Origin of the sequence: Christensenella sp., assembly GCF_034927525.1 — a bacterium.
In the GTDB taxonomy this organism is placed as follows: domain Bacteria; phylum Bacillota; class Clostridia; order Christensenellales; family Christensenellaceae; genus Christensenella.
On record NZ_JAYFPU010000158.1, the window covers coordinates 1 to 26,519 of the forward strand.

General features: G+C 52.6%; 24 protein-coding genes. 18 read left to right on the top strand and 6 right to left on the bottom strand.

Annotated elements, in window-relative coordinates; all coding sequences use genetic code 11:
* The 4 genes from rplI to VB081_RS06365 form a co-directional block, all read left to right on the top strand.
* Positions 1–362, top strand: a 362-nt coding sequence (rplI, locus tag VB081_RS06350; RefSeq protein WP_323399990.1) for a 50S ribosomal protein L9, incomplete at its 5' end; no start/stop codon positions are given.
* Positions 355–1,734: a replicative DNA helicase gene (dnaB, locus tag VB081_RS06355; protein ID WP_323399991.1), complete on the top strand. Its 1,380-nt coding sequence runs from the start codon at positions 355–357 to the stop codon at positions 1,732–1,734. The genes rplI and dnaB, both read left to right, overlap by 8 nt.
* Complete coding sequence (locus VB081_RS06360; RefSeq protein ID WP_323399992.1) at positions 1,731–2,222, top strand: GNAT family N-acetyltransferase; 492 nt, start codon at positions 1,731–1,733, stop codon at positions 2,220–2,222. Before dnaB ends, VB081_RS06360 begins: the two co-directional genes overlap by 4 nt.
* Positions 2,223–2,287: 65 nt before the next feature.
* Positions 2,288–3,205 (top strand): RluA family pseudouridine synthase, encoded by a 918-nt coding sequence (locus VB081_RS06365; RefSeq protein ID WP_323399993.1) that lies wholly within the window; start codon positions 2,288–2,290, stop codon positions 3,203–3,205.
* Here the strand turns inward: VB081_RS06365 and VB081_RS06370 are convergent.
* A complete protein-coding gene (locus VB081_RS06370; protein WP_323400012.1) occupies positions 3,189–3,863 on the bottom strand; it encodes an RluA family pseudouridine synthase in 675 nt (224 codons plus the stop codon). The two genes, VB081_RS06365 and VB081_RS06370, sit on opposite strands and share 17 nt — an antisense overlap.
* On the bottom strand, positions 3,860–4,717 hold the full coding sequence (locus tag VB081_RS06375) for a class I SAM-dependent methyltransferase (protein WP_323399994.1): 858 nt from the start codon (positions 4,715–4,717) through the stop codon (positions 3,860–3,862). The genes VB081_RS06370 and VB081_RS06375 overlap by 4 nt, the downstream gene beginning before the upstream one ends.
* A 105-nt stretch (positions 4,718–4,822) precedes the next feature.
* Here VB081_RS06375 and ispE point away from each other — a divergent pair, with 105 nt between their 5' ends.
* Positions 4,823–5,677 (top strand): 4-(cytidine 5'-diphospho)-2-C-methyl-D-erythritol kinase, encoded by an 855-nt coding sequence (ispE, locus tag VB081_RS06380; RefSeq protein ID WP_323399995.1) that lies wholly within the window; start codon positions 4,823–4,825, stop codon positions 5,675–5,677.
* A gap of 47 nt (positions 5,678–5,724) precedes the next feature.
* Here ispE and VB081_RS06385 read toward each other — a convergent pair whose 3' ends face one another.
* Positions 5,725–6,456 (bottom strand): SGNH/GDSL hydrolase family protein, encoded by a 732-nt coding sequence (locus VB081_RS06385; protein ID WP_323399996.1) that lies wholly within the window; start codon positions 6,454–6,456, stop codon positions 5,725–5,727.
* A gap of 149 nt (positions 6,457–6,605) precedes the next feature.
* Between VB081_RS06385 and VB081_RS06390 the strand changes: the two genes are divergently transcribed.
* The 8 genes from VB081_RS06390 (at position 6,606) to lpdA (ending at position 19,878) form a co-directional block, all read left to right on the top strand.
* Positions 6,606–7,463, top strand: coding sequence for a substrate-binding periplasmic protein (locus VB081_RS06390; protein ID WP_323399997.1), 858 nt, complete (start codon positions 6,606–6,608; stop codon positions 7,461–7,463).
* A gap of 161 nt (positions 7,464–7,624) precedes the next feature.
* Positions 7,625–7,858: a hypothetical protein gene (locus tag VB081_RS06395; protein ID WP_046442406.1), complete on the top strand. Its 234-nt coding sequence runs from the start codon at positions 7,625–7,627 to the stop codon at positions 7,856–7,858.
* A 247-nt stretch (positions 7,859–8,105) separates the two neighbouring features.
* The gene (locus VB081_RS06400; RefSeq protein ID WP_323399998.1) at positions 8,106–11,318 is read left to right on the top strand and encodes a PD-(D/E)XK nuclease family protein; all 3,213 of its coding nucleotides are present in this window, start codon (positions 8,106–8,108) and stop codon (positions 11,316–11,318) included.
* Positions 11,319–14,645: a UvrD-helicase domain-containing protein gene (locus VB081_RS06405; protein WP_323399999.1), complete on the top strand. Its 3,327-nt coding sequence runs from the start codon at positions 11,319–11,321 to the stop codon at positions 14,643–14,645.
* Positions 14,646–14,859: 214 nt separating this feature from the next.
* The gene (locus tag VB081_RS06410) at positions 14,860–15,822 is read left to right on the top strand and encodes a thiamine pyrophosphate-dependent dehydrogenase E1 component subunit alpha (RefSeq protein ID WP_323400000.1); all 963 of its coding nucleotides are present in this window, start codon (positions 14,860–14,862) and stop codon (positions 15,820–15,822) included.
* Positions 15,823–15,841: 19 nt separating this feature from the next.
* On the top strand, positions 15,842–16,819 hold the full coding sequence (locus VB081_RS06415; protein WP_323400001.1) for an alpha-ketoacid dehydrogenase subunit beta: 978 nt from the start codon (positions 15,842–15,844) through the stop codon (positions 16,817–16,819).
* A gap of 13 nt (positions 16,820–16,832) precedes the next feature.
* The gene (locus VB081_RS06420) at positions 16,833–18,149 is read left to right on the top strand and encodes a dihydrolipoamide acetyltransferase family protein (RefSeq protein WP_323400002.1); all 1,317 of its coding nucleotides are present in this window, start codon (positions 16,833–16,835) and stop codon (positions 18,147–18,149) included.
* A gap of 16 nt (positions 18,150–18,165) precedes the next feature.
* On the top strand, positions 18,166–19,878 hold the full coding sequence (lpdA, locus tag VB081_RS06425) for a dihydrolipoyl dehydrogenase (protein ID WP_323400003.1): 1,713 nt from the start codon (positions 18,166–18,168) through the stop codon (positions 19,876–19,878).
* Positions 19,879–19,962: 84 nt separating this feature from the next.
* Here the strand turns inward: lpdA and VB081_RS06430 are convergent, their stop codons facing one another.
* Positions 19,963–20,304, bottom strand: a complete 342-nt coding sequence (locus VB081_RS06430; protein ID WP_323400004.1) for a tautomerase family protein — start codon at positions 20,302–20,304, stop codon at positions 19,963–19,965.
* Positions 20,305–20,379: 75 nt separating this feature from the next.
* The gene (locus tag VB081_RS06435; protein ID WP_323400005.1) at positions 20,380–21,372 is read right to left on the bottom strand and encodes a lipoate--protein ligase; all 993 of its coding nucleotides are present in this window, start codon (positions 21,370–21,372) and stop codon (positions 20,380–20,382) included.
* Between the two features lie 129 nt (positions 21,373–21,501).
* On the opposite strand from VB081_RS06435, the gene VB081_RS06440 reads away from it, so the two are divergent.
* From VB081_RS06440 to VB081_RS06455, 4 genes are all read left to right on the top strand, one after another.
* A complete protein-coding gene (locus tag VB081_RS06440; protein WP_323400006.1) occupies positions 21,502–22,215 on the top strand; it encodes a PHP-associated domain-containing protein in 714 nt (237 codons plus the stop codon).
* A gap of 75 nt (positions 22,216–22,290) precedes the next feature.
* Positions 22,291–22,497, top strand: a complete 207-nt coding sequence (locus VB081_RS06445) for a DUF1858 domain-containing protein (protein WP_323400007.1) — start codon at positions 22,291–22,293, stop codon at positions 22,495–22,497.
* A 68-nt stretch (positions 22,498–22,565) separates the two neighbouring features.
* Complete coding sequence (gene rd, locus VB081_RS06450) at positions 22,566–22,724, top strand: rubredoxin (protein ID WP_323400008.1); 159 nt, start codon at positions 22,566–22,568, stop codon at positions 22,722–22,724.
* Positions 22,725–22,739: 15 nt separating this feature from the next.
* Positions 22,740–23,933: an FprA family A-type flavoprotein gene (locus VB081_RS06455; protein ID WP_323400009.1), complete on the top strand. Its 1,194-nt coding sequence runs from the start codon at positions 22,740–22,742 to the stop codon at positions 23,931–23,933.
* Positions 23,934–23,992: 59 nt separating this feature from the next.
* Here the strand turns inward: VB081_RS06455 and VB081_RS06460 are convergent, their stop codons facing one another.
* Positions 23,993–24,895 (bottom strand): hypothetical protein, encoded by a 903-nt coding sequence (locus VB081_RS06460; protein ID WP_323400010.1) that lies wholly within the window; start codon positions 24,893–24,895, stop codon positions 23,993–23,995.
* 267 nt (positions 24,896–25,162) lie between these two features.
* Here VB081_RS06460 and VB081_RS06465 point away from each other — a divergent pair, with 267 nt between their 5' ends.
* A complete protein-coding gene (locus VB081_RS06465; RefSeq protein ID WP_323400011.1) occupies positions 25,163–26,326 on the top strand; it encodes an iron-containing alcohol dehydrogenase in 1,164 nt (387 codons plus the stop codon).
* Positions 26,327–26,519 lie beyond the last annotated feature (193 nt).

The window sequence follows — 26,519 nt, forward strand, 5'->3', positions numbered from 1 at the left end:
ATTTCTTGTTTCCGAAGAAGCTGGCGAGTCAGGCAACGGCGCAGAACTTAAACGCTGCGACCATCGCGCAGGCGGCGGAAAAACATAAAAAAGCGGTAGAAAAGCAGGACGCAAAGGAGCTGGCAGATAAGATGGCCGGCATGACGCTTACCATCCCGGCGAAGCATGGCGAGGGCGGCAGGCTTTTTGGCGCGATCACCGCAAAGGAAGTAGCGGTGGAGCTTTCGAAGGCCATGGGTACGAACATCGATAAGAAGAAAGTGAACGTACCGAATATCAAGGAACTCGGCGAATATGACGTTTCCGTCAAGGTATATGCGGAAGTAAGTACAAAGATAAAGGTAGTGGTGGTCGATGGCTGATGGACGTCCCGTAGTTGCGGGCAACAGGATACCGCCTAACAATCTGGAGGCGGAGCAATCTATTCTGGGAAGTATGCTTCTCAATGAAAAATGTGTATACGAGGCAATGGAAGCCCTGCGGGAAGAGGATTTTTATCAGCAGCAGCACAGGGATATTTTTCGTGTGATGGGTGACCTGATGAGCGACGGCGTATCTGTCGACCTTGTCACCGTGAGCCAAAAACTGGAGCAGATCGGCAAAATGCGTATGGGCGGTATGGAATATTTGTCGCAATTAACGACGGTTGTGCCTTCTGTTGCAAACCTCAAGCATTACATCAATATCGTACAGCAAAAGTCGTCGCTGCGTAAGCTGATCGACGCGAGCATGAGCGCGGCGGACGAAAGCTATAAGGGTGAGGACGAAGTGGACGCGATCATCGGACGCGCAGGCGATGCGATCTATCGGATCGCGCTTAAAAATTCGCACAGCACGGTCGTGCATATCAAAGAAGCCTTGCAGGAAAGCTATGTCAAGATCAGCGAAGCGATGAAGGCACAGGATGGCATGATGGGTATCCCGACCGGGTTTCCATATATGGATCAGATGCTGTCCGGGCTTCAGGGCACGCAGCTTATCGTCATCGCAGGCCGCCCGGGTATGGGTAAAACGAGTTTTGCGATGAACATTGTGGAACATATCGGGCTTACGAAGGAGATACCATGTCTGGTATTTTCGCTGGAAATGGCAGCAGACCAGCTCGCGACGCGGCTTTTGTGTTCAGAAGCGCGTATCGACAGTCAGTTGACGCGTTCAGGGAAGATGGGGGCAACAGAGATCACCAAGCTCGCGGAAGCGATGAAGGTATTGTCGAATGCGCCGATCTATATCGACGATTCGGCGACGATCACCGTGACGGAAATGCTCGCCAAGGCGCGCAGAATGCAAAAACAGTCGGGGCTGGGGCTCATTGCCATCGACTATTTACAGCTGCTGCAGGGCACGGGACGCACAGAAAACCGCCAGCAGGAAGTGGCGCAGATCACGCGCTCCCTAAAGATCATGGCAAAGGAGCTCAACGTGCCGATCATGCTGCTTTCACAGCTTTCGCGTGCTTCTGAAAAGCGCGAAAAAAAGACGCGCTACCCTATGCTTTCTGATTTGCGTGAGTCAGGCGCGATCGAGCAGGACGCGGACGTAGTCATTTTTCTACACAGGGAAGACTATTATCCGGAGGACAAAACGCCGGAAAATGCGGGAAAAGCGCGCATCATTATTGCCAAGCAAAGGAGCGGGCCTACGGGCGCGATCGCGATGCAGTGGCAGGGCGAATATACGAAATATATGGAAACGGATTACATCCATGACGATGAGGAGGCGCCGGAATATTGATCACCAACCAGTGGATATGCGGAAACGGCGATCTTGCGGACGTGATCGCTGTACGCGAAAGCGTGTTTGTAGCAGAGCAGGGATTTGCGCGCGAGGATGAGTTTGATTTGTTTGACGAGCAGGCGATGCACGTCGTGATCTATGACGGCGAGCGCCCGATCGGGACGGGTAGGCTGTACCATGACGGTAAGACGTTTAAAATCGGCAGGCTGTGCGTGTTAGCTGAAGAACGCGGACAGGGCGTGGGCGATCTGATGATGCGGCTGCTGCTCGTGAAAGCGTTCGAGTTTGACCCTTCCGAGGTGCGCCTCGATGCGCAGGAGAGGGCAAAGGGCTTTTATGAGAACTTTGGATTTGAGGCGGATGGCGCGGTGGTGCATGAAGCGGGCATCCCACATGTGCCGATGCGCGTCACCAAAGAATCGCTGCTCTTAAAAAGCGGCTGCGGCAAAGAGCTGCGGTATGGGGATTTGTTCCCCGCAAAATAAAGATATCGTGCGCATATTGCACAACTATATCTATTAGAAGTATTTACCAGAAAAAGGGGACATCTATGATCAGGCTTGAAATCGCAAGAGAGCAGGAAGGCTTCCGTATCACAGAATGTGTGAAGGAATCGATGCCTGAGCTCGCGGCGGCAAATCTCAAAAAAATGATCCGCGCAGGGGATATCAAATTAAACGGCTGTCTTATCAAAAAGGATTTTGCGGTGCAGGACGGCGATATTATCGAGATATATGTGCCTATCGAATATGAGCGGCAGCCGGTTCTCGATATCGTATATGAAGACGAGAATATTATTGTTCTCAATAAGCAGCCGGGAACGGTCGTGACGGTAGGGGCGGGGCAGCCCAAAGATACGCCGGAGCTTATTTCTATGGTCATCAACTATATGCAGGATAACGCGGAATATTCCGAGGAGCTCGGCATGATCCCGTTCCCGTGCTTCAAGCTGGACGTTTACACGGGCGGGCTTGTGATGTTTGCAAAAAACGGAGACGCTTTTGAAGCGATCCGTGAGGCGACGCGGCAAAGGCGGATCGCGCGCATGTTTCGGGCGGTCGTTAAAGGGTGCCCAAAATACGGCGATGGGGAATTTCAGCATTTTTATGTTAGGGAAAGCGACGAAAAATACCGCGTGACAAAAGACAATACGCGCGGCGCGCTGCCAATCTACACCCGCTATCATATCCTGAAAAGTAACGGGCAGCTGAGCTTTCTCGAGATCGAGCCGGTCACGCAGTATATGAACCAGGAACGCGCGCATATGGAGGCGGCGGGCTACCCGATTTTAGGGGACAATATTTACGGCGATGCTAAACTGAACAAAAAAATGGGCGTAAAATACCAGGCGCTGTGGGCGACGGGCATCCGCTTTTCAACAGGCGTCAACAATATGCTGGAATATCTGAACGGCCTTACGGTCGAGACGGAGGATGTGCAGTTTCCGGTGGTCAACTGGGAGCAGTGATGTCCCACATATCCCACGGATAAGCAGAGGGCGGCGGACACGTAAAGGTGAGCCGTTCTTTTTTTGTGGGGTGGAGGATGGAAAGAGAATAAGACCACAAGCACAGGTTCTTGGCGTTTTTGCCGCCATATTTTACGTCGCCCAAAAGAGGCGCGCCGGCGTGCGCCAGCTGTACGCGTATCTGGTGCGAACGGCCTGTTCGCAGCGTGATAGAGAGAAGCGTCAAATTGTCTTTTTGTGCTGCGGTATCGTAATCCAGAAGCGCTCGTTTTGCGCCGGGCGTGTCCGGCAAGACAACGCTGGTGGTGTTGGTATCGCCATCCTTTAGAAGATGGTCTTCCAGCGTACCGGACAAAGGAAGGGTATCCGAGACCACGGCATAATATTTTTTCTGGAAGCTGCCGTCCTTTAGCTGGGCGGAAAGCCGCGCAGCGGCCTTTGAGGTGCGCGCAAATACCATCACACCGCCCGCGGGGCGGTCGAGACGGTGCACGAGGCCTAAATACACCTCGCCGGGCTTCTGATATTTTTCCTTGATATATTGTTTCAAAAGATTCAGAAAATCGATGTCACGCGAGCTGTCGGCCTGCGATGGCATGTTTTGCGGCTTGATGGCGACAAGAAGATGATTGTCCTCATATAAGATGTGGGGCGTCATGGCGTCCACCGTGTAGTTGTGCCGCACGGGAGCAGGATGTTCTGTCCCTCGACGGGCAGGCAGAGGTCGCCTGCGTCGATGCTTCCGCCGCGCTTGCCAAGCGATATTTCCAATATGTTTTTACATACCACCGAGGAAAGCCCGGTCGTATAGGAGTTGATAATAAAAAATACGGGCGTGTCCGATAAGAGCTTGGAAGTCTCTCTCACCAGCTCAAAAAGGTTATCCTCTGTGCGGAACACCTTGCCGTCCGCACCCCGCCCATAGCTTGGCGGATCCATGATGATGCCGTCGTAACGGTTGCCGCGCCGCTGCTCACGCAATACAAATTTCAGACAGTCGTCCGCTAAAACACGGACAGGTTTTTGTGAAAGGCCGGATAGTTCGAGGTTTTCCCTGGCCCAGCCGTTCATGCTTTTTGCCGCGTCGATATGCGTGACTTGTGCGCCCGCCGCAGCGCACGCAAGCGTTGCGCCGCCGGTATAAGCAAACAAATTGAGGATGCGTGGTGCTCCCTGCGCCCGGCCGATGCACTGTGTCATAAAATCCCAGTTCGCGGCCTGTTCAGGGAAAAGACCGGTGTGTTTGAACCCTGTCGGGCGCACGTAAAAACGCAATTTGTGATAAGAAATCGTCCAGCGTTCAGGCAGTTTTTTGAGATAGTTCCACTCGCCGCCACCCTGCGCGCTGCGCACATATTCCGCATGGGCGCTCTGCCATAGCTCCGGTCGTTGTTTTGCCCAGATGACCTGCGGGTCGGGTCGGGACAAAATAATATCCCCCCATTGCTCAAGCTTCATGCCGTCGCCAGTATCCAGCACCTTGTAGTCGTTCCAGCCATTTGTGATGAACATAACATCCCTCTCTTCCACGCAATCATTTTACCATATGGCCTGTTTTTATGCTATAATGAAATCATCGGGAGACATTCTTACATAAAGTATAGCGGGGGTTTTTATATGAGGGTGAAGGCGTATGCAAAGCTGAATTTGGCTCTCGACATCTTGGGCGTACGACAGGACGGGATGCATGAGCTGGATATGCTGATGCAGAGCATTTCTTTGGCGGACGTACTTTCCATCAAATGCAGCGACAGGGTCGCCATTCGCTGCGACAGTATGACGGTGGATGCGAACAACACGGTCAGGCGGGCGGCAAAATTGTTTTTCCAGACGCTTGGGATACGCGACGGTGCGGAGATCGTGATCGAGAAGTATATACCCGCGCAGGCGGGGCTCGGCGGTGGAAGCAGCGATGCGGCGGCGACGTTGTTTGCGCTCAACCATCTGTACGAGGCAGGGCTCGACGTAGGCCAGCTGCGCGAACTCGGCGTGCAGATCGGCGCGGACGTACCGTTCTTTATTGGCGGGGGAAGTATGCGCGCGCGTGGGATCGGCGAGGAGCTGCAGAAGATAAGCAATCAATGTAAGTTTCGCTATCTTTTGGTTAAGCCGCAAAAAGGGGTATCGACCGCCACGGCGTATGGAAAGTTCGATGCAGGCGAAAAGCAGGAACTGATTGATGTGGATGCTGCTGTGCAGGCACTCGGGCAGGGCGACCGTCACGCATATTTCAAAGCGGCGGGCAACGGACTGCAAAGGGCGAGCGCGGCGATCTGCCCGGCGGTAGGAACGATCCTTACAAAATGCAAAGACCGCGGCGCGGATTTTGCGATGATGACGGGCAGCGGAAGCTGCGTGTTTGCGGTGTTCGAAGAAGAATCGATACGCGAATATGCGTATCAGAAATTTGTAAAGGAATATCCGTTCTGTAAAAGAGCGGAAAATGTGGATGTTGGGATAGAGATCCTCTGAAAATAAAAAGGGCTGCCTTCCTAGCAGGCAACCTGTTTTTTTGCTCGTTATACCATCAGGTAGGACGCATGACGATCGATATAAGTGAGGAACTCCTGCTCGATCAGCGCCTGCCCTTTTTCATTGGGGTGTATTCCGTCCTCGCAAATAAATTCACGGTAATCATTCTGCCGCAGAAAAGCCGAGCGCACGTTGATGATGTGGATACCAAGTGAATCGGCGATCTGTTCCGCCGCATAGGAATATTTCTCCTGCCACCAGTAGATTTTGGAAACATCGCGCAGCCATTTCAAAATATTGTGCGCACGTTGGGGATCGTTTTTGGTGAACCAGCGAAAATAAGAAGCTGCATTAAGCGGCGGCAGGTTCATTAGCACAGGAATCTTGCCTAACGTAAGCAAAGATTCGATCATCTGCCTAAGCTTTTGCCCATATTCGCGCACCGGCGTGTGGGGCAGGTGCAGCGCAGTCGGATCGAGCGCGACCTCGTCCCATTTGTAATCACAGTCGTTGCCGCCGTATTCGATGAGCACCAGATCGGGATTCAGATCAGAAAGCTTTTCCTTTAGCAGCGTTTCGCCATAGGAAGCGGTTGTCCCGAATTTGGAAAAGTCGTGCACGCTCGCCTTGAGCTTTTCGCCCAGACGGCGAATAAAGCCGTTCTTCGAAAAAATATACCGTTGCTTTTCCGGGTGGAAAACAACGCCTTTTGCAACTGAGTCGCCCATGACCAAAATGGACTGCACGCCGCCGCGTATGGGAATACTTCTGCCGTACATAAACACCTTGCACTTTCTCGTTTTCGTGTTATCCGGGCTCTCCCGGATAAATTCAATTTAGCATGTTCATAATAAATTGACAAGTGTTTTGTTGAATTTGTACGCAAATATCATTATAATAAATTTCAGGACAAAGCAAGGAGAACAGTTTGAGAAAATACACAGGTACCCGTCCGAAAAAACGGACAGGATCGTCTTTTAAAATCAACAAGAAGCTGCTTATCACGATATGTATCGCGGTGGCGGCAGTTTTGGTGTGCATCGCGGTAATCGGCGGGATCGCGGTACAAAAGGGGTTTGAAGCCAGCACGCTTAGGACAAGCGATACGATCAGGGTCGGTATCCGCACAGATGTGGAAGGCTTCGGCAGTCTTGACGAGAACGGCAATATCGTTGGATTTGACCGCGACTACATCGACGCGATCCTAAAGGAGCTGATCGGCGACCAACAGAAGGTGTATGAGTATTATGCGCTCAGCTCGCAGGACGCGGCAGGTGCGATCAAATATGACAATGTGGATATTGCGCTGGGGCTGCTTACAAGCGATACAGATAAAACAAAGGGGTTTCCGCTTACCGTTCCCTATTATACGGACAGCGTAGTCGCGGTGACGACAGCTGATTCACGGCTTGAAAAGCTTTCCAACATGGAGGGTGGCAAGATCGGTATTTTAAGCAATGCGATCGCCTCGGCAGACTTTGCGGAATATATCGAGCAGAAAAAAATGGATTATAACACCAAGGACATATTGCGCTATGCGGACTACGAAAGCATTCGCATGGATCTTGATGCGGGCAGGGTAAATGCGGTTGTGATGCCACAGGCGATCGCTAAACAGTTTGTTAAGGAAGGATACCGTATGCTGGCGGAGCCGCTTTACAGCGTCGGGTATTCCATACTGTTGCCGATCGGGCAGGATGCGGTCGTTGCGGAGATGAACCGCGTGATTGAGACGTTTGACAAGGATGGCACGACGCAAACGCTCGTCAATAAGTGGGGTCTATAGCAGAAAACTCTGTTTACCAAACAAACCCTTATGTTTAGCGGGCTTGAGATGTGTTTATATTGACAGTGTAGGGGCGGTTGTGTTAAAATGACAGTACTGGGTGAGCTCCAAAAAACTCCCCCACGACCCACAAATATTATATTTGTCAGGAGGACAATGGAGTGAAAATCAAAAACATTAGTGAACCGCAGAAATTCTTTGAACTTCTCAAAGACTGCAAGGGCAAGGTAGAACTGGTTACGTCCGAGGGTGACAGACTGAATCTGAAATCCACTTTGTGTCAGTACATCGCATTAACGCAGATGTTCAAAGATGCACAGATCGACGAACTGGATTTGATCGTATCCGAGCCCGAAGATTTGAACCTGTTACTGAACTACTTGGTAAGGGGTTAAATCCTCTCGTAATTTTCAAGGTTGCGGCACAAGCCGCAACCTTTTTTTATTGTTTAATTCAAGCCGCCGGATGCTATTATCTGATTCGGGCGTGACCGGTCCGCAGGCGTGATGCGGTGTTTGCTTCCGATGTCTTTGCAAGCGCAGCGCGCAGACTCGGAATGCAAATACCCATCTAAGCCTGCGTTAAGTTATATTCATATGATATAATAGAATCAATATGCTGTTATAAAAAACGGGAGATAAAATGGGCATTGAGTTTGTGCTGGGCAGGACAGCCAGCAAACGCGACGACATGATCATCGAAAAAATAGGGGAACTCGTTCGCAAAGACCCGCTTGCGAACGTGCTTGTTGTCGTGCCGCCGCAGGCCACCTACATCACGGAAAAACAGCTGATCGACAAGCTTGGCCTTAAGGGACTGATGGGCGTATGTGTGCAAAGCCCTGCGCGTATCTGTGACCGCGTGCTCGAAAGCACCTACGGAAAAGCGGTCACGAGTATTGATGCGGCAGGCAAAAGTATGATGATGCGCCTGCTTCTCGATCGCAGCGAAAACGATCTGACCGCCCTGCGGAAATGCGCAAAAAAAGGCGATCTTCCATTGATGATGGGCAGTATCGTATCAGAGCTAAAGACGCTCGACCTGACGCCCCAAATGCTGCGCGATATCGAGACCAAGAACCGCAATACGGCGGAAAAGTTTTTAGATATTGCCTATCTTTATGAGCAATTCAATGCTATGTGCGAGGGCCTTTACGATACGGAAGATAAAATCAATCTGGTGATCGAGCATATCCCGCAGACGGAATTTTTGCAGGGAGCTCATCTTTTCATCCACGGATTCGATATTTACAACGCGCAGACGGTGCGTTTTTTAAAGGCGCTTATGGGCACGGCAAAAGAAACAGTCATGTCTTTTTATTATGCAGACAGCAGCGCAGCTGACGCGTCAGTCTATGAAATTTGCAACGAGAACCGCAATAAGTTCTTGGGCGACGCGATGCAATCAGGCCTTAAAACGTCCATCATAACGCAGGACAGGGAATCGTCTGCCGATATTCTGCATATCGAAAAAAATCTGTACGCGCAGCCTTATACAAAAGCGGACGCGGCATGCGATGTAAGCGTGACGCGCGCGGCGGACAGAGAAGAAGAAGTGCGCGCGGTGGCGGCGCAGATCGCTTATTTGAAAGAAAAACGGGGGTATGCGTTCCGGGATATGGCTGTTGTATGCGGCAGCATGGAGGCTTACGCACCGACCATACAAAAAATATTCGAGGAAGCAGGCATCCCATGCTTTGTAGGTGAAAAAAGGACGCTGCTCGACAGTGTGTTTGCTGCGTATTTATTGAGCACACTGGAACTTTCACAGGGGCGCATGAAAAAGGATACGCTGCTTGCGCACGCGAAGACAGGTCTTGCAGGGGTAACGCCCGGCGAGGCGGAAAGGCTTCACAATTATGCCTATACGCATATCCGTGACGGCTTTGCTTTTCTGAAGCCGTTTTCCGATCCGCTGGCGGAAAAAGCGCGCGAAAAGCTGATGGCTCCTATCGAGCAATTGCGTAAGGATGCTGCGGGAGTAAAAACGGCGGGAGCGTTGATTTCGTGCATCACGCGTTATATTGAGAAGACGGATGCGCAAAACAAGCTGACGGCACACATCGCGTCGGCAGAAAAAGCAGGCCTCTTGGAAAGCGCTGAATTCGGAATGCAGGTGTCCCAGAAAACAACGCATATCCTGCAAGAGGCGCAGGAGATACTGCGGGACACGCAGATCACGAAACAGCAGCTTAAGGCATTGCTTGAAACCGGATTTGGCGCGCAAAAGGTGGGGGTGATCCCGCCGGGCGCGGACGAGGTAGCGGCGGGAGAGATATCTTACATCCGCTTAAGCGACATCCGCGCACTGTTTGTGGTGGGCGCAAACGAAGGGAATTTACCCAACTATACGCAAAGCTCAGATATTCTCGCGGACTATGAAAGGGAGCTGATGCTCAGCCAGCTTGCAGGGCTCACCTTCACGGGAAATGTGGAAAAGCAAAAGCTGGCGATTTTAAAGGCGTTCACAAAACCAACAGAGAAGCTGTTGATCAGTTATGTGGACGACGGAAAAAACAAGATATCCCCTGTCGCGCAGCGCATCCTTGACCTGTTTGGCAGTGTGAAGCAAAACAGGGCGGCAGACAGCGCACATATGCTGAAAACGAATGCGTATCAGGAAGCGGCGCAAACGCTTCGCAATCTGGCGGACGGCATCGGCGTCGGCTATAATGAACAGCGGTTGGCTGCGGTGCTGAGCGACGAGCAAGCCCCGGACAAGCTGCGCGCGGTGGAGCGCGGGATAGCCGGCAAGAACTGGCCTGCGACGCTCAAAACCACGGCGGCACAGGCATTATATGGAGAAATACGCGGGAACGCGAGCAGGCTGGAAAAATATTACGAGTGTCCTTACAAGCACTTTATGCAGTACGGACTGAAAACGGACGTACCGCAGGAATACACGATCAACCCCATGGACGTGGGCAATTTTGCGCATGATATTTTGGATAACCTGCAAAAAGAGGTCGGGCAGGCGCAGCAGGGATGGACGGACATACCGGAGCAAGAATTTTCGCAGCTGATCGATAAATGTGTGCAGGACGCGCGTGCGGTGCAGGAAAAATTTACACTCAACAAGCACAACGAAAACGTACTGCACGCGGTGGAGCGTGAGGTGCGGCTGGCGGCAGACGTGATCCGTGCCCAGACGCGCGAAGGCATGCTCGTGCCGCGCGAAAGTGAATTCTGGTTTTCGCAGGAGTTTGGAGACGGCGTGAAGATCGACGGCAAGATAGACCGCATCGATACGGCGGAGCTTGACGGTGAGAAGTACTTTGACATCGTGGATTACAAGACGGGGGAGCATGATTTTGACCTTGGCCGTTTCGCGGGAGGCGTTTCGTTGCAGCTGGTGATCTATATCATGGCGGTGTTGGCGCTTCTTGGGGAAGGCACGCACTTTGCGGGGGCAAATTATTTTAATATTCACCTGCCGGAATTCAGCGGAGAAGACGGCGATATCACGGCGGCCTACCGCATGGCGGGCATCTGTGGCGTTGACGAGGAAACGGCGGCAAAGCTTTTTGGCACAGCGGGAAACAGCCTGTTTTCGCTGCGCTTGCGCGTGCTGCGCGACGGCGGTTTTGATGCTAACGCCCGGCGGCGGCAATACGGGCAGGAAGAGATCGGCGATCTGCTGCAATTTGCGAAAAAGCTGATCGCGGACGCCGCGCAAAAGATCAGGGAAGGCGATACGGCGATACGGCCCTACGCCTATAAGTCGGCAAAAGGGTGCGACTATTGCGATTTTGCAAGCGTATGTATGTTTGACGAAGGATATGCGGGCAACGCGCCGCGTCTCCTTTTGGAAGAAGACAAAGAACAGACGATGGACAGGATCCGGCAGGAAGAATAAATGCAATTTACGGAAAAACAGGCAAGGGCGATCGGCACAGACGGAAAAAGTGTATTGGTTTCGGCGGCGGCGGGCAGCGGCAAGACAAGCGTACTCGCAAAACGGGTCGCGCGGCTGGTGCTTGACGGATGCGATATCCGCAATATGCTGATCATGACATTTACAAACGCGGCGGCGGCAGAAATGCGGCAGCGTATTTCACGTGAGATCGCGCGTGCGGCACAGGACGATACGCGCCTTTTGCAGCAGGCGGAATTTGTCTCTATGGCGGATATCTCCACCTTCCATTCGTTTTGCGGTAAGGTGGTGCGCCAAAATTATTCACTGCTGGGCATCTCGCCAAATTTCAGGATCACCGACCAAAACGAAGCAGACCGGCTGCGTACAGAGGCGGTGCGCGAGCTGTTTGACGATTGCTACGAGGAGCAGGACGAAGGTTTTTTGCGGCTGGTGGCGCGCTATACCACGCGGTCAAACGACGTGCGGCTGATGGAATATGTTTTTGATATTTATAACTATATCATGAGCAAGCCCGATCCGTTCGGCTGGACGGAGGCCTCCCTCGATAAGGGGGACGACTATATTGGCTTTTTGAAGCGTGAATACGAGGAAGGCATGCTTTTAAAACTGCGCGAGGCAAAACAGCTGATGGAGCTGGCGGCGGATATCTCGTCCGGCTTCGACGAAGAGCAGCAGCAAAAGGACGAAGGCTGCGTTGCATTGCTGGGCGAAATGATCGACAGCGCGCAAGGCGAAGGTTTTGCTAAAATGGCGGAACGCTTCGCGGGCAGCGTGCTTCCGGCGTGCAAGCGCAAGCTGTGTGAGGAGCACAAGGAAAAGATCGGGCTGCTTTATAAGACGGCACGCGCGCATTTGAAGGATGTGCTGACCGACGACCGCTACGCGCGGTTTTGTGAAACGGCGAAACAAGAGCTGGCACACACGCAAGAGGATGTGGGCGCTCTCGTTGCTTTGGTGCGTGGATTTTCGCAGCGGTACGCAGACAAAAAAGAGGAACGCAATGTGCTCGATTATGAAGATTTACAGCATTTTGCATTGCGCGCTTTGCAGAACGAGGATGTGCGATCCTTTTGCGCGCAACAATATTCACATGTGTTCGTGGACGAATATCAGGATACGAACCCTGTGCAGGAGGAGGTCATCAAGGCGGTGAGCGCGGGCGGCAGCCTCTTTATGGTAGGCGACATCAAGCAGAGCATCTACAAATTCCGGCTGGCAGACCCGATGATCTTCAAGCAAAAGGCGCAGGAATTCAAAACGAAAACTTTGGAAAACGAGATCATCCTGATGAACGATAATTTTCGCAGCAGCCGCAGCGTGATCGAGACGGTAAATTTCGTGATGGACAGCGTGATGAGCGAGCGGACGGGCGAGATCGTGTATGACGAAGGCGAGTCGCTGCTGTGCAACGTAGAGGGCGGGCACGCCGAAATATTGCTGTGCGAAGCGGAGGCGGGCGAAAAAAATGCGCAGCAGGCGGCGATGATCGCGGACAGCATCGAAAAACAGCGCAAAGAAATAACGACTGACGCGCATACGGGCGAGCAGAGGAATATGCGGTATAGGGATATCGCCATACTGCTGCGCTCGCGCAGCGAATTTTTGAATGTGCTGAAAAACGAGCTGCGCAACCGGGGTATCCCGTGCGTGGTCGATATGGAACAGGCGCAGGACCTAAAGGAGATAGAGCTGTTTGTCAACCTTCTGCGGCTTGCGGACAACGCCCGGCAGGATGTGCCGCTGCTGTCTGTCATGCGCTCGTATATCGGCGGGTTCGACGAAGAGGATTTCGCTGAGATACGGCTATTGAAAAATGAGCGGGGCATCCCCTTTCATGCGGCGGCACAGGCATATGCAAAGGAAGAAGGTGCGCTGGGTAGCCGTCTGCAAAAGTTCTATGCCAAGCTGAAAAAGCTGCGGGTATACGCACAGTCCCTGTCCCTCACCGAATTTTTGACGCGGGTAGAGCGCGAATACGACTTCGAAACCTATGTTGCATGTACGCCGGGCGGCGCGCTCAAGCGGAATGTGTTTGTGCGCTTTATGGAGCTGGCAGCGCAAACGGCACAGTCAGTGGGAGGCAGCCTATACCTGCTGCTGCGCGCTCTTACAGACATCAAAAAGAGGGACGGCGCTTACATCAGCACAGGAACGCCGCCGGCGGACGCGGACTGTGTGCGCATCATGACGATCCATGGCAGCAAGGGGCTCGAATTTCCGGTGGTCTATATCGCGCGTATGGAAGCAACCTTGCGGCCGCAGGAGTTAAGCAAAAGCATTTTGCTGCACTCGGATTATGGCATCGTGGCAAAATATGTCGACGAAGAAAATTTACTGCGGCGCGATACGAGCGAGACGCTTCTTACAAAGGAACGACTGATGCAGGAGTATAAGTCGGAAGAATTGCGTATCCTTTATGTGGCAATGACGCGCGCCCGCGAAAAGCTTTTTTTGACGGGCGGTGTCAGCGATTTTGATAAGCAAACCGCAGCATGGGAGCTGATGCAGATAACGGGCAACTTTCAGGACGCGAAATGTATGCTCGACTGGGTGATGGCGGCAAACACAGGCGTAAACAAAATTCCTGTATCGCTTTTCTCGGGGGGCGAAGAAGCGGAGCGGGAGAGCGTGGCGTTCGATTATGCGGTATTCAAGGAAAAGCTGCTTATGGACGCGCAGCCGGCAGAGCTGCTAAGCATTCAGCCGCAAGAGGCCGTCCCGGCAAAGGTGTCGGTGAGCGCGGTAAAGCAGGCGCAGGGACAAAAGCTGCGCGCGTTTTTGCGACCGCAGACAGAGGAAACGGAAGAGATCACAGGCGCGCGGCTGGGTACGCTCATACACAGCGTGATGGAACGCGTCACACAGGGGCAGGACGTTGGGCAGGTCGCAGAAGATATGCTGGCGCGCAATATTATCACGCCGGAGGAAAAAGCTGCGATCCTCAAAAACCGCGAGATGGCGGATGCGTTTTTGCGTACGCCGCTTTACGAACGCGTGCAGGATGCCGACCGCGTGCTGCGCGAGCAAAGCTTCAACCTGCAAGTAGATGCGCAAAGCATTGGGTTTGAGGGGACGGAAAAGATGCTTGTACAGGGAATCCTCGATCTGGCGTTTTTGGAGGACGGAAAATGGGTATTGATTGACTATAAAACGGATCGCGTGAGCGAACAGACAATAGAAAAGACGGCGCAGGGCTACGCCGTACAGCTCGACCTTTACGCGCGTGCGCTAGCGGACATCAGCGGGATACCTGTTAAGGAGCGGTATTTGTACTTTATGAGGGCCATGCAATGTATTCCGGTATAAAGCGGAAAAAAGCTGTGGGGGCAGGTTTTGAAACTTGTCCTTTTTTTATTTTTTAAAACCGTACAGGAATATTATTCACATATGTCAGCATAATTGGGAATTGCAGGATTAGGTGAAATGAGATAGAATGGTAGTAGTGATAAATAGCAAATGTCCGCGTTTCCAAAAGCAAGGCACATGTGCTAAATATATGAAAGTAAAAGGATGATGAAAGATGGCAAAGATCAGTAAGGCAAAGTATCAGGAAAAGCTCGAAAAGATGCTGCTTACCAGACGGTTTGAAGAAAAAGTAAGCTACTTCTTTTCTATGGGTATGGTTCACGGGACGACGCATCTGTACATCGGCGAAGAAGCTGTTGCAACAGGCGTATGCTGCGCGCTTGATCCACAAGACCTCATCGAAAGCACGCACCGCGGACACGGACACTGTATCTCTAAAGGCATCGACCTCAATAAAATGATGGCGGAGCTGCGCGGGAAAATCACAGGATACTGCAAGGGCAAAGGCGGCTCTATGCATATTGCTGATATTGAATGCGGCAACCTCGGCGCGAACGGCGTAGTCGGCGGCGGCATTCCGCTGGCGGCGGGCGCGGCGCTCACAACAAAGATGAAAAACATCGACCGTATCGTGGTGTGCTTCTTCGGCGACGGTGCGAGCAACGAAGGTTCCTTCCATGAGGCGATCAACTTAGCCTCCGTGTGGAAGCTGCCGGTACTGTTCGTTTGTGAAAACAATAAATACGGCATGTCTGTGCCGCTTGCGCATTCCATGAACATCACGGATATCTCGGAGCGCGCGAAGGCTTACGGCATCCCCGGCGTCAATGTAGACGGGATGGACGTTCTTGCGGTGTATGAGGAAACATTGAAGGCTGCGAAGTACGTCAAGAAAAACGGGCCAATGCTGATGGTGTGCGACACCTACCGCTATCTGGGACATTCCAAGAGCGATGCGAACGTATACAGGACAAAAGAGGAAATCGACGCGTGGAAGGAAAAAGACGCGATCGTAAAGCTTGAAAAGTATCTGGTGAGCAATAAGATTTTCACGCAGGCAGAGATCGACGCGATCGAAAAAGATACCAGACAGCAGATCGAAGATGCGGTCGCATTTGCGGAAGCAAGCGAATTCCCGGGTATCGAAACGATCGAGCTTGATGTATACGCGGACTAAGCGGGGGAGGTAAAAAATTATGAGAGAAATTACATATGCGCAAGCAATCAATGAGGCAATGAGCCAGGAAATGCGCAACAATCCTGATGTGTTTTTGATGGGTGAGGACGTGGGTCTATATGGCGGCGCGTTCGGTGTTTCCGTAGGTATGTTCGACGAGTTCGGCGCGGATCGCGTACGCGATACACCGATCAGCGAAGCGGCGATCGCAGGCTGCGCGACAGGCGCGGCGGCGACGGGCATGCGCCCCATCGCGGAAATGATGTTTTCTGATTTTATGACGATCGCAATGGATCAGATCGTAAACCAGGCCGCAAAGATGCGGTATATGTTTGGCGGCAAAGCGAAGGTGCCGATGGTCGTACGTATGCCGGAGGGCTCGGGCACGGGCGCCGCGGGACAGCATAGCCAGAGCCTTGAAGCGTGGATGTGCCACGTGCCGGGCTTAAAGGTGGTGGCTCCTTCTACGCCTGCGGACGCAAAAGGCCTTCTTACGGCGGCGATCCGGGACGATAATCCGGTGATGTTTTTTGAACAGAAGCTTTTGTATCGAGTCAAAGGAGATGTGCCGGAGGGCGAATATGTGATCCCGCTCGGCAAATCGCATATCGTACAGGAAGGCAAAGACTTAACGATCGTTACCTACGGCAGGATGCTGCAAGTGGTGCAGCAGGCGGCAGAAGCGGTCGCAAAGGACGGCATCAGCGTAGAGATCATCGACCCGCGTACGCTGTACCCGATGGATACGGAAACGATCGTGAATTCTGTGATCAAGACGTCGCGCGCGATGATCGTGCACGAAGCGGCTGTTACAGGCGGCCTCGGCGGAGAGATCGCGGCAAAGCTCGCGGGCAGCGAAGCGTTCTATTATCTGGACGCGCCGATCACGCGCGTGTGTGGCCTCGACGTTCCCGTTCCGTATTGTCCGGAGCTTGAGAAAAACATCGTTCCTACGGTGGATAAGGTGACGAAGGCGATCTATGAGATCATGCGCTGAGGGGTGACAAAAAATGGCTGAAAAAGTAATTATGCCCAAGGCCGGAATGTCGATGGAATTCGGAACCATCATCAAATGGCTCAAAGAAGTGGGCGATAAGGTAGAATACGGTGAACCGGTACTGGAGATCGAGACAGACAAGACTTCTATGCAGGTAGAGGCCATGAACGACGGTTACCTGCTTTCCAAGCTTTACGAAGCGGGGGACGAAGTGCCTGTCGTGACGACGATCGGTTATATCGGCGAAAAAGGTGAAGCGCCGCCGGAAGGCGACGCACCTGCCGCAGCGGCAAGCGCACCGGCTGCGCAGGAAGCAAAAGAGGCGGCTCCGGCAGCAGAAGAAAAGAAACAGTCGGGCTTTGCCACAGGAGGAAAGCTGCGCGCAACGCCCGCCGCGAAACGGATCGCGCGTGAAAGAGGGATCGATCTTGCATCCATCGACACAAACGGCGAACCGGTTAAGGCGAGAGACTTAGACGGTGCCTCTGCAAAGGTCAAGGCGACGCCGCTGGCGAAACGTCTGGCAGAGCAGAACGGCGTTGATATTTCCACGGTCGCGGGCAGCGGCTTTGGCGGAAAAGTCAAAAAAGACGACGTGATTGCGGCGACGGCTGCTCCAGCAGCAACTGCAGCGCAGACAGCTCCCGGCGAAGACGTACTGATGCCACTAAATGGCATGAGAAAGACGATCGCCAAGCGTATGCTGGAATCGCACAACAATGTACCGCCGGTCACGCTCAATACACAGGCGGACGTAACGGGATTGTTTGCACTGCGCAAGCAGATCAACGATATTTCGGACGTAAAGGTTTCCTTCAACGATCTCGTTGTCAAGGCGTGTACGGTCGCGCTTAAGGAATTCCCCAACATCAACGCGTCCTATACAGAAGAAGGCGTGCTTTACAAAAAAGATGTCAACATCGGTATCGCGGTAGCGCTCGACGACGGACTGATCGTTCCGGTGCTGCGCAATGCGGATCGGTTTTCGCTGCAGGGGCTTGCGGCAGCAAGCAAAGACATGGCAGGACGTGCGCGCGAAGGTAAGCTTTTGCCGGATGAATATACAGGCGGCACCTTCACGATCAGCAACCTAGGTATGTTTGGCATCCAGTCCTTCGACCCGATCATCAACATGCCGGAAGCGTGCATTCTCGGCGTATGTGCCATCACAGACCAGCTCGTGATGGAGCAGGACGGCAGCATCAAGAACCATAAAAAGATGGGTTTCTCGCTGACGTTTGACCATCGCTGTGTGGACGGCGCTTCGGGCGCAAAATTCCTGCAGCGCGTGGTAGCGCTGATGGAAAATCCACTGGGAATGTTGATCTAGGGAAAGGGAAAAAGCGATGGCTGAAAAAATTATTATGCCCAAGGCCGGCATGTCGATGGAGTTCGGAACCATCATCAAATGGCTGAAGGAAGTGGGCGACAAGGTAGAATATGGCGAACCGGTACTGGAGATCGAGACGGACAAGACCTCCATGCAGGTAGAAGCGATGAACGACGGGTATATCCTCTCTAGGCTTTACGAAGCGGGGGCGGAGGTTCCTGTTGTGACGACGATCGGCTATATCGGCGAAAAAGGCGAAACACCGCCGGCGGGCGATGCGCCTGCCGCTGCAGCTCCGACAGCAGCTCCGGCTCCGGCAGCGCCCGCTGCAAAGGCTGAACCGAGAGAAGGTAAGAACTACGACGTTGTCGTCTTAGGCGGCGGCCCCGCCGGGTATATCGCGGCGATCAAGGCTGCACGTCTGGGCGCGAAAACAGCGGTTGTAGAAAAATCCGCGCTGGGCGGTACGTGCCTCAACCGCGGGTGCATCCCGACAAAAACATACCTTAAAACAGCGGAGATCATCCACGAGACGATGGAAGCCAAAAAGCGCGGCGTGATCTTCAAAGACCTTTCCTATACGGTCGACATGAAGGGTGTGGTCGCAGAAAAGAACGGGGTCGTCAAAAAACTGGTGAGCGGTGTGACGGGGCTCATGAAAAGCAACGGTATCGACGTTTACCGTGGCGAAGGCAAAATACAAAAAGATAAGACGATCGTGATCGACGGCAAGGAGACAGTATCTGCCGACAAAGTCATTTTTGCGGGAGGCTCCAAGGTTACCAAAATCAATATTCCGGGCATTGAATCTCCGGCTGTGATGACGAGCGACGATATCCTCGATCTTGAAGAACTTCCGGAAAAACTTGTCGTAATCGGCGGCGGTGTGGTCGGCGTGGAAATGGCGTCTGCGTTCCGTGCGTTCGGCAGCGAAGTAACGGTTCTCGAAATGATGGATCGCATCGTACCGGGCATGGAAGGAGAGCTTTCAAACGTGCTCAAGCAATCTTTGAAGGCACAGGGCATCGACGTGAGAAACGGCGTTGGTATCTTAAAGATCGAGCAGAAGGGCAAGAAGGCTTATGTGCACCTGAAGGAAGGCGATCCGGTGGAAGCGGACAAAATACTGCTTTCCATTGGCAGGATGCCTGATTTAAGCGGCATCGAAGATATTGACGTTGCGGTGGACGAACGCGGACGCGTCAAGGTGGATGACGGCATGAAAACCAATATCGACTGGATATGGGCGCCAGGCGATTCCAACGGACGCATGATGCTCGCGCATGCAGCCTTCAATATGGCGGAAATTGCGGCGGAAAACGCGATGGGCGCACAGCAAACATATACGGGCAAGTATATCCCGTCGTGTATTTATACCACGCCTGAGCTGGCTTCTGTGGGGTTGAAGGAAGATGACGCGAAGAAAGCGCATGACGTAAGCATCGGCAAATTTTTCTTTGCGGGCAACGGACGCGCGCTTGCGTCAGGTGCAGGCGACGGGTTCATCAAAGTTGTCACAGACAGCAAAACGGGCGAAATACTCGGCGTGCATATCGTCGGGCCGTGCGCTGCGGAAATGATCAACGAGGCGTGCGCGCTGATGACGATGGAGATCACGGCCTATGAAGTGCCGACGATCGTCCATGCACATCCTTCGTTCAGTGAAGCGCTGATGGAAGCGGTGGCGGACAGCATCGGAGAATCGCTGCACCTGCCGAAAAAGAGATAATTTACACTCCTTAAAGATAATATATATATGTAAAAAAGCAGCCTGATCCGCAGGCTGCTTTTTTGTTCTCGATTTCTGTATGGGTTATTTCAGGGCGCCGTCCACGCCCCAGACAGGCATTTCGTCGAATTTGATGTACAGGTTCGGTGCGGGGATACCGTAGTCCTTTTCCATCAGGGCGACGATCGCTTTCGTGAGGTCGGCCTTGCAGCCAAAGGGCTGCATCTGGTAAAGGTATATCTCGATCATGCACAGCGCATCGTCAAATCCGCGGCGGTACATATCGCACTCATCCGCAATCTTGATCAGCGTCTGTTCTGCAGTCTTGCCGGGCAGGATAGAGATCAGGTCGCCGAGCTGTGTCTTAAGCGTCTGCTTTTGTTCGGGTGCAAGCTGTTTGTTGGTATTTAGGTTGATATATGGCATAAGTAGATCCTCCTTTTTTGTGATGCCTGATAAGAATATTCTACGCCTCATAGAAGGCGTTGTCCATCGTACGGATCAATATCCCTGCTCTTCAATGTAGGACGCGAGGTCACTGAGGATCACATCCTGCTCGCTCGTATGCGGAATGGCGCGGATGCGCTGCGCAAGGTCGGCGCTGCGGAACGTACAGCCAATGAGTGCGGGAGCGATCGTGTCCATAAAATCTGCGTCCATCGCGTCGGAAAAAACCTGCGCTTTTAAGATGACCGCGTCCTTTAGGTCAAGCATTAGTTCAATGCCGCCCCACGCAAATCGCGTTTTGATCGTAATATCGAACTGCGGCGACTCGCCGAACAGCCAGTCCCAGCCTTCGTTGCGGGAAACGATCTCATCAATTTCCGCCCGCGCCTCGTCAGTGAACGGATAAGGTTGCGGATCGCCGTATTCGGCCGTGTAAGCGGCGAGGAGCGCTTCCGTCATCTTCTGAGGGGTAATGTCGGGGTTCAATTCCTTTAGGTTCACAACGCGCGCACGCACGGAAGAAATCCCCTTGGATTCGATCTTGTCTTTGGATACCGCAAGGTATTGCGACAGCTTGTCCATGTCCGAATCGATGAGAATGGTACCGTGATGGAACGACCCGTTTTTGCGCCTGCAAAACGCATTGCCCGAAAACTTGCGCCCATCCGCCATGATATCGTTACGTCCGGAAAATTCTGCATGAATGCCAAACATGTGGGCGGCGTCGAGCATCACCTTCAGCTGGCGGTGCAGGTCGTAGGTATCGTGTGCGGCGATGAAGGAAAAATTGAGGTTGCCGACGTCGTGGAATACGGCGCCACCGCCAGATATCCTCCTTGCCAGTTTGCCACCGTCCGCAAGAAGCTTCTCGTGCCGGCATTCCGCCCAGGCGTTCTGGTGCTTGCCGATGATGACGGAATCCTCGTGCGTATAGAGATACATGATCACGTCGCCGGGTTCTATATGCTTTAGCATATATTCCTCCACGGCGAGTGTCTGGTGCGGATCGAGGTTGGGATTGATGTAATAATAAAAACGGTTTTGCATGTGGATGTCCTTTCGGTGAACGTTGATCATTCTATTATAATAGAAGAGGAAATTGCATTCAAGTTTGGATTGCAGATTTGCTTTTCTTGCGCTATGATAAGAAAGAAGGCTGGAAAAACGGAGGAGCGTATGAAGTATTATCAGGCGGAAACACATTGTCATTCGGCGGAGATCAGCCCGTGCTCGCGCGTTCCGGCGCAATACCTCGTCAGCGAATATGACGCGGCAGGGTATAAATATGTGTTTTTGACCGATCATTACCATCCGCACGTGCTGGAACGTCCGGAGCTGAAAAAAGCTTCGTGGGAGGAACGCATCGATTATTTTCTGTCCGGATACCATAAAGCACGGGAATGCGCGCAAGGGACAAACGTGCATGTACTGCTGGGCATGGAGGTGGTTCTTCACCGCAGTGAGGAAACGGGCGTCGGGGACGACTTTCTGGTGTACGGCTTCGATAAGGATTTCCTGATGGAAAACCCCTATCTGTACCGGTTGTCCTACGAGGATTTTTACAGGAAAATCAGCGAAAACGGCCTGCTGACCTTTCAGGCACATCCCTACCGTTATGGGCTAAAGCCGGTGGAGCCGATCTGCTATGACGGGATCGAGGTAATCAATACGCATCCGCGCCATGCCTCGCGCAATGCGATGGCGATCGATTTTGTGGCGCAGCACGACCTCTTTGTAATCGGCGGGAGCGACGCACACGCGGAAGAAGATATCGGCCGCGGCGGCGTGATGCTGCCGGACGGGATCGGGACGCCGATGGATTTTGTGCAGTTCTACCGCGAAAATGGCTCGCCGGAACTGATCATAACTTTTGGTGCGGACAACATATAAAAACGTTTCATATATCGCCCGGGCGGTTATATATGAAAAGTAAAATAAAAGATTGAGGGAAAGAGGTATAGTAAAATGGCACAGAAAATAACAAAAGACATGAATATCATGGATATCCTGCAGATCGACGAGGGACTTGCGCCGATTTTTATGGAATCAGGCATGGGATGCCTTGGATGCGCAGCGGCGCATTTTGAGAATCTAGAGCAGGCATGCGGCGTGCACGGTATCGATGCGGACGCGCTGGCACAAAAGCTCAATGCGTATCTGGAAAGCAAATAAGCCTTATTGGAAGCGACGTAAAGCCGCTTCTGAAATATCAATTCACGAAATCAAAGGAGAATGAAAAAATGAAAAAGTATGTATGTACAGTTTGTGGTTATGTTTACGATCCCGAAGCGGGCGATCCGGACAACGGTGTAGCAGCAGGCACGAAATGGGAAGATGTCCCGGAAGAATGGGTTTGCCCGATGTGCGGAGCAGATAAATCTGCATTCGAAGAGGAATAAGACGGAGGGGTATGTATGAGCGCGGAACCAACAAAAATAATGGACGGCATCTGGTGGGTAGGGGTACAAAATCCCGACTTGCGGATATTCGACGTCATCATGAGGACGGAATGGGGTACATCCTATAATTCCTACCTCATCAAGGGCGCGGAAAAGACTGCCGTCGTAGACGCTGTAAAAGCAGGGTTCTCAGACGAACAGCTTGAAAGAATCAGCGCGGTCGTAGATCCCAAAACAATCGACTATATCATTTGTAACCATACGGAGCCTGACCATTCCGGAGCGCTCATCAAATTGATGGAAGCGGCTCCTAATGCGGTCGTCGTATGCTCGCGTCCGGCAAAGATGCTCATTCGTGAGATCATCAACCGCGATTTTGAATGTATCATCGCGGGAGACGGCGTGACGCTCGACCTCGGCGGCAAGACGATCGAGTTCATCTCGGCGCCTTACCTGCACTGGCCGGATTCCATCTTCACGTATGTGAAGGAGGACGCGTTCCTGTCGTCAGGGGATGTATTCGGTTTCCATTTCTCGGCTTGTCAGATTTTTGACGACCTGACAAAGCTGGATGCAAACATGATCTCCTCACAGAAGTATTACTTCGATGTGATCATGTCGCCCTTCAAAAGCTATGTTTTGGAGGCGGTCGAAAAGATCCGCAACCTAAAGATCGACGTGATCGGGCCGTCGCATGGCCCGGTGCTGCGGCAAGACCCGTGGGCGGCGGTCAAGCGTTATGAGAACTGGTCAATGCCCGTGATCAACGATCCGAAGAAGATCTATATCGGATATGTGACGTGCTACGGCTATACTGCTTGCCTTGCGGAGCAGCTTTACGCAGGTGCAGATCAGGACGGCGTGGAGGTCGAGATCGAGGACGTTTCCAAGCTGCCGGCAGCGGAGGTTGCGGCAAAGATCGAAGCGGCGGACGCATTTGCGCTCGGCTCGCCGACCTTGAACCGAGACGTACTGAAGCCGGTATGGGATGTGATGTCCTCACTGTGCTCTTATGTGGTCAAGGGAAAGAACGCAGCGGTATTCGGCACGTACGGATGGAGTGGCGAAGCTTGTAAGTATATGAGCGAGCGGCTTTCCAATCTGGGCGTGAAGATCGTGGGCGAAGCAAGGGCAAAGCTCAATCCGAATGAGGAAGAACGCAAAGCGGCTTACGAGCTCGGCGTTGCGCTTCGCGGCACAGTGAAATAGTTTCAAGCAAACGAAAACCATCGCAGCATCTGCGGTGGTTTTTTTGTTGGGAAAGAGAATCAGGAGGCTGCCATCATGATGAGCCCCAGCGTGATGGTAAGAGCAGAGATCGTGCTCGCCGGCGGGTCAAAATGCGTGTCGCAGCGGGTGTTAAGCAGGTTGCAAAATATGCTGCCAAGCACCGCGGCAAGCGCGCCAAATAATGTGCCAAGAAGCGCGCCGCCAACCAGGCCAAACAGGGAGATTCCAAGTGTTGTGGCAAGCGCCGCACAAAATGTGATGTGGTGCGTGGCAGGGACGGCAAAGCCCATCTGCGTGAAAAGAAGGGTCACAGCAGAAATGCTAAAGCAGATGACGGGATAAATGGAAAGAACCGCATCGCCCGCTCCGGCGCCGAAAAGAGCGCTTCCGACAAAAGCGACCGCGATACCGACACCGCCGCCGAGCAGAGCATCGTATAAGAGGTCGTTTCCGCATAAGAGCCAGACTTTTTTATCGGGGCCGGTGCATTCGCCGGTAAGCCCGCTTGAACCAAAGAACAACCGTGTAATGACTGCAAGGATAACGACAGTGATCGACGGAAGGTCGGGCAGCGCCACAAAAGGAATGAGACCGATCAAATAATGGATCAGGAAGCCGCCCATGCCAAATATCCCGCCAACGAGGAGCACGGCGGGTGATTTCAACTGGTTAAGCGCAAGAAAAATATTGGCGCCGGACTTGATACGCTTCGTCCTTCCGGCATAGCCTGCCGCAGCAACACCGCCCGCGAAAGCAACGTGCGGGCCGAGAAAAGCGCCAAATGCAAGAAAACCGATCGTGAGGTCTGCCGGAGCGCCGGACGCTGTCGCAATGCCGCCGATAAGAGCTATAACGCCTGACATAATAAATGCGGGGATCGCCCCGAGCATCGCGCCGATAAGCCCACCGCCAAACGCGCCGACAAGTGCCAGAATATCCATGTAATACGCCTCTTTCTTTGGTCAAAGCTGTGTTGCAACATCGGATAGAACCACTTTATTATATAAAATCGAGTGGTAATATGGTAATACCAATTATGGCAGAAACGCGTAAATATACTAAGGTAACCGGTTGCATTGAAAGATTTTGGAAACTGATTTCCCCAAATGGTTTTTTATGGGTTCATACGGCTTTTTGAATCAAAAGGTTCCGATGATATAATGTAACGGCACATATTGATGCAATCAAGGGTAGATAGGAGATTGAAAATGGATACTAAAATCTTTAAGCACTTTACAACAGTGGAATTTGGCGTGGGTGCAGCGGAAACGATCGGCGACAAGGTAAAGGAGTTCGGCGGTACCAAAGCGTTATTGGTGACCGATCCGGGGCTGATATCCACAGGCATGATCGATACGATCGAGAAATATTTGCAGGATGCGCATATCCCGGTCGTGCGTTTTGCCGATATCAAGGGGAACCCGGTGGTCGGTTGTATCGGGCAGGGCGTAAAGGTGATGAAGGACAACGGCTGCGATATCACGATCGCAATCGGTGGGGGAAGCTCGATGGACGTTGCCAAGGCGATCAATATCGTAGAAGCCAACGGCGGAAACATACTGGATTATGAGGTGACGCGCGAGGGCCAGAAGAACCCTTTGAAAAACAGGAAGAAACCGCTGATCGCCATACCGACCACGTCAGGGACAGGCAGCGAAGTGACGATCTGGTCTGTATTGACGGATCCGGCGCGCAATATGAAGGCTTCCTTCGGGCATCCGTGGTATGCGCCCGATCTGGCGCTGGCCGATCCTGTGCTCACGATTTCGGTACCGGCAGGGCTTACAGCTGCGACAGGGATGGACGCGCTCACCCACGCCATTGAAGCTTATACGTCGATTGCGCCAATGCCGCAGACAGATGCGCTTGCCCTGCACGCGATCGAGCTTATTGCGCAAAACCTGCGGCAGGCGGTCGCAAACGGGAAAAACATACCGGCCCGCGAGGGAATGCTGATGGGAAGCCTGATGGCGGGCATGGCGTTCAATAGCTCGCCCGTTGGCTGCGTGCACGCGATGGCGCATACGCTGGGCGGCGCATATGACACCCCGCACGGTGTCGCAAACGCGATCATGCTACCTTATGTAATGGAATATAATATAACAGCCTGTCCAGAACGCTTTGCGGACGTCGCGATCGCAATGGGGGAAACCGGCGACGGATTGAGTATTACAGAGACAGCGGATAAATCCATTGCGGCGGTAAAACGCATGTCAAGCGATGTTGGAATTCCACGGCTGCGGGAGGTCGGCTGCAAGAAGGAGGATATTCCAAAACTTGCAGAGCTGGCGTTTGGCGACATGAACCACAACGGAAATCCAAAGCCGATGACAGTAGATAAGATGATCGAAATTTATAACGAGGCTTATTAAAAGGCAGAAAAACCACCGCAGTATCTGCGGTGGTTTTTTGTTTGAAGCCTATATATAATAAAGAAGAAAGTGAACTCAAAAAGAAATATAATGAAAAAGTAAAAAAAGAGTAAAAAATGTGTTGACAGGGGAGGGGGTATTTGGTATTATAAATAAGCCGCAAAAAACGCGGCGAACCTTGAAAAAAGCATAC